Source organism: Kitasatospora sp. MAA4, from assembly GCF_029893355.1.
Classification (GTDB): domain Bacteria; phylum Actinomycetota; class Actinomycetes; order Streptomycetales; family Streptomycetaceae; genus Kitasatospora.
In genome coordinates, this window is sequence record NZ_JARZAI010000026.1 from 100,663 (window position 1) to 113,325 (window position 12,663).

Genomic DNA, 12,663 nt, shown 5'->3' on the forward strand with positions numbered 1-12,663 from the left:
GGGTGCACAGGGTGCGACGACCCGCACGGCACCTCGCGCCGTCATGGCGCGGCTCCGCGGCTCCCGGGTGGGGGAGCTGGGCGGAGCGGGCAGGGCCGGTCCCGGTTCCCGGGACCGGCCCTCGCCGTTGGCCGACGCGCTCCCGGCCGGGTTGGGCCGCGGCGTGGTTCTCCCCTACGCTCGCTCCATGACCAGCACCGAAGCTTCCGATGCCCCCCGCTACGTCCGCCTCAGCATCGAGCTGATCGCCGAGATCACCGACGAGGGTGCGCTCAAGGCGGCCGCGCTCGCCCAGGTCGAGGCCGACGAGTACCTCGACGACGAGGAGCGCGCCCAGTCCGTCGAGGCGATCGAGGTGGACCCCTCGGGTTCGCTCGCCCACTTCATCGACCCGGTGGCGCTGCTCGGCGACGTCCCCGGCATCGAACTGACCCAGGCCACCTGGGAGTCCGCGCAGACCGAGTTCGACCCGGAGGACGACAGCTTCGAGTTCGAGGTCGAGTAGTCTCCGCGCCGTCCTTGTTCGACATACCGCTCCGCCGCTCTGCCGGCTGGGCGGTATGTCCATTTTTGGCGCTATCTCTCATCATCTCGTACGATCTGAACCTCTTTATGGAACCGGTTTCGCACCAGATTGCGTCCCTCTGTCCGTAATGCCCCTTCGCGAGCTACCGGGAGACCACGACGTGACGGCACGGGAACAGCATGGGATGTGGAGCCGGCGCGGTGTGTTGGCCGGACTGCTCGGCGCGCCGGTGCTGTTGCTGGCCGCGTGCAACGACGGTGGCGGCGGTCAGAAGGCCTCCGCCCCGAAGACCTCCGCCGCGAAGATCACCGTCACCCCGGTCGACGGCACCGCGAACGCCGCCTTCACCGCTCCCGTCCAGGTCGCGGTGGAGTCCGGCACGCTCGGCTCGGTCAAGGTCGCCGACGCGGCCGGCCAGGAGATAGCCGGCCGGCTCGCCCCCGACGGGACGAGCTGGGCCTCCACCGCGCCGCTCAGCAGCGGCACCAGGTACACCGTCGCCGCCGTCGCGTCCGACAGGGACAAGCTCCAGGCCGACGCGAACACGAGCTTCACCACCGCCGCCCCCGCCAACACCTTCGTCGGCTACTTCACCCCGGAGGACGGCAGTACGGTCGGCGTCGGGATGCCGGTCTCGATCACCTTCAACACCCCGGTCACCGACCGCAAGGCGGTCCAGCAGGCGATCACCGTCGTGGCGGACCCGGGCGTGGAGGTCGTCGGCCACTGGTACTCCAGCACCCGGCTGGACTTCCGCCCCGAGCAGTACTGGGCAGCGGGTACCAAGGTCACCCTCAAGCTGCGGCTGAAGGACGTCCAGGGGGCGAAGGGCGTCTACGGCACCCAGTCCAAGGACGTGGACTTCACCATCGGCCGCAGCCAGACCAGCGTCGCCGACCTGAGCGCCGACACCCTGACCGTCACCACCGACGGCCAGGTCACCGCGACCTACAAGGTGATCGGCGGAGCGCCCGAACACCGCACCTGGGCCGGGAAGATGGTGATCTCCGAGCAGTACCAGCAGACCAAGATGGACTCCGCCACGGTCGGCCTCGGCGACGAGTACAACATCCCCGACGTCCCGCACGCCCAGCGGCTGACCGCCTCGGGCACGTTCATCCACGGCAACTACTGGTCCGCCGCCTCGGCCTTCGGCAACGCCAACACCAGCCACGGCTGCATAGCCCTGCGCGACGTCAAGGGCGCCGGCGACCCGGGCACCGACGGCGCGAAGTTCTACCGGAGCTCGATGGTCGGCGACGTGGTCGAGGTGCGCAACTCCGGTGACCGCACGGTCGATCCGGCCAACGGCCTGAGCGACTGGAACCTGAGCTGGGCCGACTGGAAGGCCGGCAGCGCGCTGTAGGCGTCGACTCGGTGGGGGTGCGTGCGGGGGCTCTGGCGCGTGGGGGAATACTGCTGCTCGCGCCGCTGAAGCCTCCCGTCCGGGAGCCCGGGCGCGTGAAGTCTGGGGGGACAGTACCGAGATGCGCCTTCGCCCGTTCGCCGTATCCACCGTGGCCTGCGCCACTGTTCTGGGAGTCGGCCTCCCCCTGGTCCCCGCGGCAGCCGCGGACGCGACCACGCTGTACGTCGACAACACCGTCGCCTGCTCCGACACCGGGACGGGTGCGGACGCCCTGCCGTACTGCACGGTCTCCGCGGCGGCCAATGTCGTGATGCCCGGTCAGACCGTCTTCGTCCGCCGCGGCTCCTACAACGAGCGCGTCAGCATCACCCGGTCGGGAACGCCGCAGCAGCCGATCGTCTTCACCAGCGCCTACCCCGGGACCGACCAGTACGGCGCGTCCGTCGATCCCGCGGCCGCGACCATCGCCCACACCGGGCCCGCGGTCACCGTGAGTGGCGCTCACGACGTGGTGATCCGCGATCTGAGCGTCGCGGCGTACGACGGGGGCCTCCAGGTGAGCGACTCCTCGCGGATCACCATCGACCACACCATCATCGTTCAAAGCAGCTCCGGCACGGACCCCGCCGTCCGGCTCAGCGGTGCGACGTCCGGCGTCACGGTGAGCCGCAACATCATCGGAGACAGCGACCTCACCAGCGGGCCGGTGATCCAGGTGGACGCCGGCATCCCGGGCACGGTGATCACCACGAACTTCATCAGCACCCCGCGTCAGGGCGCGGTGCTCGCGACCGACGCGCCCGGCACCATCGTCACCAGCAACAGCGTGCTCAACGGCTGCGACCTCGGGATCAGCCTGCAGGGGGCGTCCACCGGCTCCACCGTCGAGAACAACGTTGCCTCCTCCGACGGTTCAACCGGTGCCTGTACGGCCGGCAGCACCGTTGGCCTGACGGTCTCCGCGGCCTCGGCGGTCGGCACCACCGCCGACTACAACGTCTTCCACCCGCTTGCCGGGGGATCGCCGTACCGCTGGAACAACGCGGTCTACCCGACGCAGGCCGCGTTCCAGCAGGCCACCGGCCAGGGCACGCACGACAGCACCGCGGACCCGCTGATCCTGCCCGGCGGGGATGGGTACGGGGCCGGCTCGCCCGCCATCGACTCCGCCGACGAGTCCGCGCCGGGTGAACTCGCCACGGACATCGACGGCACCCCCGCCGTGGACGACCTCCAGCAGCCGAACACCGGCACCGGGAGCGGATACCGTGACCGCGGCGCGCGCGAGCTGCAGGGCCTGACCGACGTGCAGCTGGCCGTCGACCTGCACCAGGGCGCCTACCCGATGACGGTCAACCTGACGGCGTCCGCCACCAACCAGTGGAAGCCGACGTCGACGTCCTACGCGTTCGACTTCGGGGACGGTACGCCGGTCGTCACCTCGTCCTCGCCGAAGGTCGCTCACGTCTACACGTCGCGCGGCCGTTTCGAGCCGATGGTGACCGTCACGGACAGCCTCGGTAGCCGGATGTCGGCTACAGACCACGGGCCCGTGGTAGTGGGCGACCCCGGCCCGCCGCACGCTGTCCTGTCCGTCACTCCGACGTCCAGCGCCCGTCCGCTGACCTACACCGCCGACCCGTCCAAGTCGGCGGGCTCGTGGCCGATCGTCTCCCAGCGCGTCGACTTCGGTGACGGCAGTGCCCCGGCGACCTGCACCGACCTGACCGGCTCCTGCACCCACACCTATGCCGCTCCCGGCACCTACCAGGTCAGCGCGACCGTGACGGACAGCGCGGGCGGGACCGGCACGGTGACCCAGTCCGTGACCGCCGCCTACCAGCCGAGCTACTACTCCTCGTGGCAGCAGCGCATCCTGGACACCCGAATCGGGCTCGGCGCGCCGGCCAAGCGGCTGGGCCCCGGCGGCGAACTCAGCCTGAACATCTCCGGCGCCGCGCCGAACGGCACGACGCCGGAGATCGAGAGCGATGCCACCGCCGTCGTCCTCAACCTCACCGCAGTGGCCCCGACCGACTCCAGCTTCCTCACCGCCTACCCGTCCGGCCAGTCCCGGCCGACCACCTCGAACAGCAACTTTGTCGCCGGACAGGACGCCGCCCACCTGGTCACCGTCCCGATCGGGGCCGACGGCTCGATCAAGATCTACAACAACAGTGGCACGGTCGACCTGGTCGCCGACGTTGTCGGCTACTACACCCCCGCCCCCGTCTCCTACCCCGTGGTCCCCCGTGACCGCTTCACCTCGGTGACGCCCACCCGGGTCCTGGACACCCGTATCGGGCAGGGCACTGGCACGGCCGCCAAGATCGGCCCGTCCGGATCGGTCCACTTCAAGCTCCCGGCCCAGCTCGGGCTCCCCGCCAACGTCGACGCCGTGGTGCTCAACCTCACCGCGACCGACGCGGACCAGGCGAGCTTTCTCGCCACCAGTGCCGGCGGCTCCAGCCTCAACTTCCGCGCGGGCGAGACTGCGGCCAACCAGGTGATCGTGCCGCTCGAGGGCGGCGAGGTCTGGATCAACAACGCCAACGGGAACACCGACGCGGTGGCCGACCTGGTCGGCTACTACGACCCCACCGCGGACAGCCTGTTCACCCCGATCACCCCCAACCGCCTGGTGGACACCCGCAACGGCGCCGGCACACCGATCGGTACGGACAGCGCGCTGCCCGTGCAGGTGGCCGGCACCGCCGGCATCCCGGCGTCCGCGACGGGTGCAGTCCTGAACGTCACGGCTACCGAGCCCGACCTGCCCGGCTTCCTCGCCGTCTACCCCGACGGCGGCGCCCGCCCCGGCACGTCGAGCGTCAACTTCTCGGCCGGGCAGACGGTTCCGAACCTGGTGACCACGGGCCTGGGCGCCAACGGCCAGGTCGACGTCTACAACCACAGCGGCCACACCCACGCCGTCGTCGACGCCTTCGGCTACTTCGCGAAGCCGTAGTAGCGAGAAACTCGGAAGGGGGCGGCAGCCGTGGGTCGGTTGCCGCCCCCTTTGGCATGCCCTCAGTTTCCGACAAAAGGTCGGAAAGCGGGCGCGTCGTGTTCGAGTAGCATGCGCTCAACATTTCGTCAGATGCCGGGAGTTGGGGAATGCGGACGTTGGTCGTCGGATCGCGGGCCAGTCAACTCGCGAAAGCCCAGGTGAAGGAGTTCTTGGCGCCGCTGCGGGAGCGCTTCCCCGAGGTCACCTTCCGCCATCAGGTGATCCTGGAGGGCGGCGACCGGGACCGGAAGTCGGCCCTGCCGACCGTGTCGGCCAGCAGCGGCGGCAGTGCGTTCTCCAGCGAGCAGGAAGCCGCGTTGGCGCGGGGCGAGGCGGACGTGATCGTCCACTCGCTGAAGGACCTGCCGACCAGTAACCCGTCGGGCCTGGCCCTGCTGCCCCCGCCCGGCCGCGAGGACGTACGGGACGCACTGTGCGGCTCCACGCTCGCCGACCTGCCGCACGGCGCGCGGATCGGCACCTCGGCGGCCCGCCGCATCGCCCAACTCCGCCACGCGCGGCCGGACCTGGTGTTCGTGCCGATCCGCGGCAACGTCCCGCCCCGCCTGAACAAGCTCAGGACGATGAACCTGGACGCCGTGGTGCTGGCTGCGGCCGGTCTCAAGCGGCTCGGCCTGGACGACGCGATCGGCGAGCTGCTGCCGCTCGACCGGTTCCCGCCGAGCCCGGGGCAGGGCGCGCTGGGTATCCAGATCCGTGCGGACAACGAGTCGGCTAGGGAGATCCTGGCCACCGCCGGGGACCTGCTGACGGACGCCGAGGTGCGGGCCGAGCGGGCGATGCTCGCCGAGCTGCACGGCGGGTGCTCGGTGCCGATCGGCGCGTACGCCAAGGCGGTTGACGGGGTGCTCACCCTGCACGCGCAGGTCACTTCGCTGGACGGGTCGAAGCAGGTCGACGCACGCCTCTCGGGCCCGCTGTCCGAGCCGGAGAATCTGGGCGTGCTGGTGGGGGGACGGCTCCTCGACCAGGGAGCGGAAGCGATCCTGGCGGAGATCCGGCCTGCCGCCTAAGGGATGATTGCCGAGGGGAAGTTGGAGGCCGGGCGCCTGGAGGAAGCCGTCCAGTCCTGGCAGCTCGCCCTTGATGATTATCCGCACGTCCAGTCCGGCCGCGCCGGCGACCGCTTCCGTGCGATGCTCTCCGCCGTCCAGCCGCACAGCCGCAACCCCTACGTCCGAGAACTGGCCGAACGCGCCCGCCCACTGGCCACCAGCCGCCTCATCTGACACCAGGCCGCAGGCACTTCCCGGGCTGCGAGGTCGACCCCGGTGGCAACGCTGTTGCGCTGCTCAGCGGCGTCCCCGGCGTCGAACTGACCCAGGCCACCTGGGAGTCCGCGCAGACCCAGTACGACCCGGAGGGCGACAGCTTCGAGTTCGAGGTCGAGTCGACTCCGCGCCGTTTCTCCCACGCTCGTTGCAGAAACGCGGCACCGTCGGATGCCGGCAGCGCGATCTAACGTGATCATGGCGGGGGGTGCGTGCGGGGACTCGAACGCGTTCGGGAATACTGCTGCTCGCGCTGCGGAAGCCTCCCGTCCGGGAGCCCGGGCGCAGTGAAGCCCTGGGGGACAGTACCGAGATGCGCCTTCGTCCATTCGCCGTTTCCACCGTGGCCTGCGCCACCGTTCTGGGAGTCGGCCTCCCCTTGGTCCCCGCGGCAGCCGCGGACGCGACCACCCTGTTCGTCGACAACACCGTCGCCTGCTCCGACACCGGAACGGGCACGGACGCCCTGCCGTACTGCACGGTCTCCGCGGCGGCCAATGTCGTGATGCCCGGTCAGACCGTCTTCATGCGTAACAGCCAGTTCAACGAGCACGTCACCATCACGCGATCGGGGGCACCGCAGCAGCCGATCGTCTTCACCAGCGCCTATCCCGGAACGGACGAGCTTAGCTCGGTCATCCAGCCCTTGTCCGGCAGCGGGCCCGCGATCACCGTGAGCGGTGCCCATGACGTGGTGGTCCGCGACCTGGAGGTCGACGGGCGCGCCGGGGGCATCCAGGTGAGTGACTCCTCGCGGGTCACCATCGACCACGACTCGATCCCTCAGGAGGGCACGGGGCCGGACGTCGCCGTCGGGCTCAGCGGTGCGACGTCCGGCGTCACAGTGAGCCGCAACAACTTCTCCGATGTCGACCCCACCAGCGGTCCGGCGATCCAGGTGGACACCGGCGTCCCGGGCACGGTCATCACCACCAACCAGTTCAGCACCCCGAGTCAGGGTGCGGTGCTCGCCACCGATGCTCCCGGCACCGTGGTCACCAGCAACACCATGTCGAACGGCTGCGACCTCGGGATCAGCCTGCTGGGGGTGTCCACCGGCTCCACCGTCGAGAACAACGTCGCCGCTCCCGACGCCAAGTGTTCCGCTGGCAGCACCGTCGGCCTGACGGTCGCCGCGGCGGCCGTCTCCGGCACCACGGCCGACTACAACATCTTCCACCCGCTCGCCGGGGCAGCCCCCTACCGCTGGAACAACGCGGTCTACCCGACCCAGGCCGCCTTCCAGCAGGCCACCGGCCAGGGCGCGCATGACAGCACCGCGGACCCGCTGTCCCAGTGGGGTGCCTTGATGGCCGGCTCGCCGGCCGTCGACTCCGCCGACGCCAACGCGCCAGGCGAACTCGCCACGGACATCGACGGCACCCCCGCCGTGGACGACCCCCAGACGCCGAACACCGGCACCGGGGGCGGATACCGCGACCGGGGTGCGCACGAGCGGCAGGGCCTGACCGCGGCCGGGCTGACCGGCGACCAGACTCAGGGCGCCTACCCGCTCACAGTCAACCTGACGGCCTCCGCCACCAACCAGTGGACACCGACGTCGACGTCCTACGCGTTCGACTTCGGCGACGGTACGCCGGTTGTGACGTCGTCCTCGCCGAAGGTCTCCCACGTCTACACGTCCCGCGGCAACTTCGAGCCGATGGTGACCGTCACCGACAACCTCGGTAGCCGGATGTCGGCCGTCGACGACGGGACCGTGGTGGTAGGCGACCCCGGCCCGCCGCACGCCGTCCTGTCCGTCGCGCCGACCGATGGTGGCCGTCCGCTGAGCTACACCGCCGATCCGTCCAAGTCGACCGGCTCGTGGCCGATCGTCTCCCGGCAGGTCGACTTCGGTGACGGCAGCGCCCCGGCGGTTTGCAACGGCCAACTCGGCGACTGCTCCCACATCTACGCCGCTCCCGGTACCTACCAGGTCAGCGCGACCGTGAAGGACAGCGCGGGCGGGACGAACACGGTGACCCAGCCGGTGACCGTCGCCTACCAGCCCGGGTACTTCAGCGCGAGCAGCGGGCGCATCCTGGACACCCGGATCGGGCTCGGCGCGCCGGCCAAGCGGCTCGGCCCCGGCGGCGTGCTCAGCCTGAACATCTCCGGTGGCACATCGTCGCCCGCCGTGTGGCAGGCGACGGCCGTCGTCCTCAACCTCACCGCGGTGGACCCGACCGACTCCAGCTTCCTCAGCGCCTACCCGTCGGGCCAGTCCCGGCCGATTACCTCGAACAGCAACTTCGTCGCCGGTCAGAACGCCGCCCACCTGGTCACCGTTCCGATCGGGGCCGACGGGTCGATCAAGATCTACAACAACAGCGGCACGGTCGACCTGGTCGCCGACATCGTCGGCTACTACAGCTCTCTCCCCCGCGACCGCTTCACCTCCGTGACGCCCACCCGGGTCTTGGACACCCGCACCGGGCAGGGGACGGGAACGGCCGCCAAGATCGGCCCGGCCGGATGGGTCCACTTCCCGATCCCGGCCCAGCTCGGTCTGCCCGCCAACGTCGACGCCGTGGTGCTCAACCTCACCGCGACCGACGCGGACCAGCCGAGCTTCCTCACCGCGACCATCAACAACTACAGCCGGGACACCTCCAGCCTCAACTTCGCCGCGGGCGAGACCGCGGCCAACCAGGTGATCGTGCCGATCCATGGTGGCGAGGTCTGGATCAGCAACGCCAACGGGAACACCGACGCGGTGGCCGACGTGGTTGGCTACTACGACCTCACCGCCCAGGGCGCGTTCACCCCGATCGTGCCCAGCCGCCTGGTGGACACCCGCAACGGCGCCGGCACGCCGATCGGTACGGACAGCGTGCTGCCCGTGCAGGTGGCCGGCACGGCCGGTATCCCGGCGTCCGCGACGGGTGCGGTCCTGAACGTGACGGCTACCGAGCCCGACCTGCCCGGCTTCCTCGCCGTCTACCCCGACGGCGGTGCCCGCCCGGGTACGTCGAGCGTCAACTTCGCGGCCGGTCAGACGGTTCCAAACCTGGTGACCACGGGCCTGGGCGCCAACGGCCAGGTCGACGTCTACAACCACAGCGGCCACACCCACGCCGTCGTCGACGCCTTCGGCTACTTCGCGAAGCCGTAGCAGCGAGACACCCCGCAGGGGGCGGCAGCCGATCCACGGCTGCCGCCCCCTGCGGCATGCCCCCCGTCGGCAACCCGTTAGGCGAGGCGGCCGAGGTGTAGGACGACGATGGTGACGGTGTGTTCGGTGATCTCGTACATGACCCGGTACGGGCCGACGTGCATGCGGCGCAGGTCGGGGGAGCCGTAGGGGGCGGAGCCTTCGGGCCTGGGGTCGGTGGCGAGCAGGTCGACGGCGTCCATCAGCAGCCGCAGGCCGGCGCTGTCGTCCTTCAGGAACCGCGCGGCCGAACTGTCCACTGCACGCTTCTTTTCTAGGTCACCCGACAGAAGTGGGCACGGGATGTCGGGTGCGGCAGGGTGGGTCCTTCCTAGATTGGTGATCACAAGGGAAGGAGACCCGGGGTGCTGGAACGGCTGAACCTGGCCATGGACCACATCGAGCGCAACCTCGACCAGCAGATCGAGGCGGCCGAGTTGGCCCGCATCGCCCTCACGTCCGAGTACCACCTGCGGCGGCTGTTCACGGCGCTGGCGGGGGTCCCGCTGTCGGAGTACATCCGGCGCAGGCGGCTGACCGTCGCGGGGGCCGAGGTGCTCGGGAGCGAGCGGACGCTGCTGGAGGTCGCGACGCGGTACGGGTACGGGTCGGGCGAGGCGTTCGCGCGGGCGTTCCGTGCGGTGCACGGGGTCGGGCCGGGTGAGGCCCGGCGGACCGGTGCGGCGTTGCAGTCGCAGCCCCGGATGTCCTTCCGTCTCGTCGTCGAGGGGAGCACCACCATGAGGTACCGGATCGTGGAGAAGGAAGAGTTCCGTGTCGTCGGGAAGGTGGCGCGCGTCCCGCAGGTCCACGAGGGGGTGAACCCGGCCATCGCCGCGCACATCCAGAGCGTCGGACCGGAGACCGTGGGGCGGATCGCGCGGCTGTCCGACCAGGAGCCGGAGGGGATCGTCTCGGCGATCGTGTACGTCACCGACAGCCGTGAGGAGGGGGCCGAACTCGACTACTGGCACGCGGTGGTGAGCAACGCGGACGTCCCCGAGGACCTGGAGTCGGTGACCGTCCCGGCGGGCACCTGGGCGGTCTTCGAGAGCACCGGGCCGTATCCGCGGGCCTTGCAGGAGATGTGGCGGGACGTGTTCACGCAGTGGTTCCCGTCCAACCCGTACGCCACCCGGCCGGGGCCGGAGATCCTGCGCACCCGGCCGTCGAAGGACTGGTCGGAGTCGGACGCGCAGTTGTGGATCCCGGTGGAGCGCACCGGGATCTGACGGGACTGGACGGGACTGTCAGCTGTCCGTCCTCGCGACGCCGATCGGGCAGCTCGCGCCGGTGCCGCCGAGGCCGCAGTAGCCGCCGGGGTTCTTGGCGTCGGACAGGTACTGCTGGTGGTAGGGCTCGGCGGGGAAGAAGGGGCCGGCCGGGGCGACCTCGGTGGTGATCGGGCCGAGGCCCAGCGCGGTGAGGGCGGGCTGGAAGGCGTCGCGGGTGGCTTCGGCGGCGGCCAGCTGGGCAGCGGAGTGGGTGTAGACGGCGGAGCGGTACTGGGTGCCGACGTCGTTGCCCTGGCGGAAGCCCTCGGTGGGGTTGTGCGCCTCCCAGAAGGTCTTCAGCAGGGTCTCGTAGCTGATCAGGGCCGGGTCGTAGACCACCCGGACGGCCTCGGTGTGCCCGGTCCGGCCGCTGCACACCTCCTCGTATGTCGGGTTCGGCGAGTGGCCGCCCTGGTAGCCGACCAGGGTGGTCCAGACGCCGGGGAGCTTCCAGAACGTCCGCTCGGCGCCCCAGAAGCAGCCGAGGCCGAAGTCGGCGATCTCCAGCCCGGCGGGGTACGGCCCGGTGAGCGGGGTGCCGAGCACGGTGTGCGGCTCGGTCAGCGTGAAGGCGGGCGCCGTCCGGCCGGGCAGGGCCTGGTCGGCGGTGACGAGCTCGGTCTTGTGGCGGTTGAACAGCATGGTTTCGTCAACACCGCACGTCGACGGGAGATTCCACGGCTCGCGGGTCGCGTTCCCCGACGACCCGGGCGCCGGAATTCGGTGCTGCCACTACGCTCAGGTGCCATGAGCGAGCACCAGCACCAGTCTCCCCAGGGCTTCGAGACCATCGCCATCCATGCGGGTCAGGAAGCAGACCCCCGGACCGGGGCCGTCGTCCCTCCGATCTACCAGGTATCCACGTACAAGCAGGACGGCGTCGGCGGCCTGCGCGACGGCTACGAGTACAGCCGTTCGGCCAACCCGACCCGCTCGGCGCTGGAGGAGTGCCTCGCGGCACTGGAGGGCGGCCGGCGCGGCCTGGCCTTCGCCTCCGGTCTGGCGGCCGAGGACACCCTGCTGCGTACCGTGCTGCAGCCCGGCGACCACATCGTCATCCCGAACGACGCCTACGGCGGCACCTTCCGGCTCTTCGCCAAGGTGCTGAGCCGGTGGGGCGTGGAGTTCTCGGTCGCCGACACCCAGCACCCGGCCAAGGTGCGCGAGGCGCTGCGCCCGAACACCAAGGCCGTCTGGGTGGAGACCCCGAGCAACCCGCTGCTCGGCATCACCGACATCGCCGCCGTCGCGCAGATCGCGCACGACGCGAACGCGCTGCTGGTGGTGGACAACACCTTCGCCAGCCCGTACCTCCAGCAGCCGCTGGCGCTGGGTGCGGACGTGGTCGTGCACTCCACCACCAAGTACATGGGCGGCCACTCGGACGTGGTCGGCGGCGCCCTGGTGGCGGCCGACGCCGGTCTCGGTGAGGAACTGGCCTACCACCAGAACGCGATGGGCGCGGTCTCCGGCCCGTTCGACGCGTGGCTGGTGATGCGCGGCATCAAGACGCTGGGCGTCCGGATGGACCGTCACACCTCCAACGCCGAGGAGATCGTGGCGCTGCTGACCCGGCACCCGAAGGTCACCCAGGTGTTCTACCCGGGCCTGGCCGAGCACCCGAACCACGAGATCGCCGCCAAGCAGATGAAGGCCTTCGGCGGGATGGTCTCGTTCCGGGTCGCCGGTGGCGAGGAGGCGGCGGTGGAGGTCTGCAACCGCGCCAAGCTGTTCACGCTGGGTGAGTCGCTGGGTGGCGTGGAGTCGCTGATCGAGCACCCGGGCCGGATGACCCACGCCTCGGTGGCGGGCTCGGCGCTGGAGGTGCCGGCCGACCTGGTGCGGGTCTCGGTGGGCATCGAGTCGGCCGCCGACCTGGTCGCCGACCTCGCGCAGGCGCTGGACTAGGCAGGACGGCGGGACGTGGCGGGGGGCCGGGGGGGGGGAACCCCCCGGGCCCCCCCCGAGGGGGGGGCGGTTCCCAGCGGGGCCCAAACCCGGGGCCGCCGGGGCCGGGGCCCCAAAAAGGGCGCCG

Annotated in this window: 10 protein-coding genes; 8 read left to right on the forward strand and 2 right to left on the reverse strand. The window is 70.7% G+C overall.

The features are described from left to right. Positions 1 to 187 precede the first annotated feature (187 nt). From P3T37_RS28925 to P3T37_RS28950, 6 genes are all read left to right on the forward strand, one after another. Positions 188 to 505: a hypothetical protein gene (locus P3T37_RS28925; RefSeq protein ID WP_280726863.1), complete on the forward strand. Its 318-nt coding sequence runs from the start codon at positions 188 to 190 to the stop codon at positions 503 to 505. 181 nt (positions 506 to 686) lie between these two features. Further along, positions 687 to 1,892 (forward strand): Ig-like domain-containing protein, encoded by a 1,206-nt coding sequence (locus P3T37_RS28930; protein WP_280726864.1) that lies wholly within the window; start codon positions 687 to 689, stop codon positions 1,890 to 1,892. 121 nt (positions 1,893 to 2,013) lie between these two features. Further along, entirely contained in the window at positions 2,014 to 4,863 is a 2,850-nt protein-coding gene (locus P3T37_RS28935) for a right-handed parallel beta-helix repeat-containing protein (protein WP_280726865.1), read from the forward strand. Positions 4,864 to 5,012: 149 nt separating this feature from the next. Continuing rightward, positions 5,013 to 5,939 carry a hydroxymethylbilane synthase gene (gene hemC / locus P3T37_RS28940; RefSeq protein ID WP_280726866.1) on the forward strand — a complete coding sequence of 309 codons (927 nt, stop codon included), beginning with the start codon at positions 5,013 to 5,015 and terminating at the stop codon, positions 5,937 to 5,939. Between the two features lie 3 nt (positions 5,940 to 5,942). Beyond that, the gene (locus tag P3T37_RS28945; RefSeq protein ID WP_280726867.1) at positions 5,943 to 6,155 is read left to right on the forward strand and encodes a hypothetical protein; all 213 of its coding nucleotides are present in this window, start codon (positions 5,943 to 5,945) and stop codon (positions 6,153 to 6,155) included. 355 nt (positions 6,156 to 6,510) lie between these two features. Next, a complete protein-coding gene (locus P3T37_RS28950) occupies positions 6,511 to 9,315 on the forward strand; it encodes a PKD domain-containing protein (RefSeq protein WP_280726868.1) in 2,805 nt (934 codons plus the stop codon). A gap of 77 nt (positions 9,316 to 9,392) precedes the next feature. Here the strand turns inward: P3T37_RS28950 and P3T37_RS28955 are convergent, their stop codons facing one another. After that, positions 9,393 to 9,557 (reverse strand): type II toxin-antitoxin system RelE/ParE family toxin, encoded by a 165-nt coding sequence (locus P3T37_RS28955; RefSeq protein ID WP_280726874.1) that lies wholly within the window; start codon positions 9,555 to 9,557, stop codon positions 9,393 to 9,395. A 162-nt stretch (positions 9,558 to 9,719) separates the two neighbouring features. On the opposite strand from P3T37_RS28955, the gene P3T37_RS28960 reads away from it, so the two are divergent. Further along, positions 9,720 to 10,586: an AraC family transcriptional regulator gene (locus P3T37_RS28960; RefSeq protein WP_280726869.1), complete on the forward strand. Its 867-nt coding sequence runs from the start codon at positions 9,720 to 9,722 to the stop codon at positions 10,584 to 10,586. 18 nt (positions 10,587 to 10,604) lie between these two features. Here the strand turns inward: P3T37_RS28960 and msrA are convergent, their stop codons facing one another. Next, positions 10,605 to 11,270, reverse strand: a complete 666-nt coding sequence (msrA, locus tag P3T37_RS28965; protein ID WP_280726870.1) for a peptide-methionine (S)-S-oxide reductase MsrA — start codon at positions 11,268 to 11,270, stop codon at positions 10,605 to 10,607. A gap of 105 nt (positions 11,271 to 11,375) precedes the next feature. Between msrA and P3T37_RS28970 the strand changes: the two genes are divergently transcribed. Further along, positions 11,376 to 12,536 (forward strand): cystathionine gamma-synthase, encoded by a 1,161-nt coding sequence (locus P3T37_RS28970; protein ID WP_280726871.1) that lies wholly within the window; start codon positions 11,376 to 11,378, stop codon positions 12,534 to 12,536. The last annotated feature ends 127 nt before the right edge of the window (positions 12,537 to 12,663 follow it).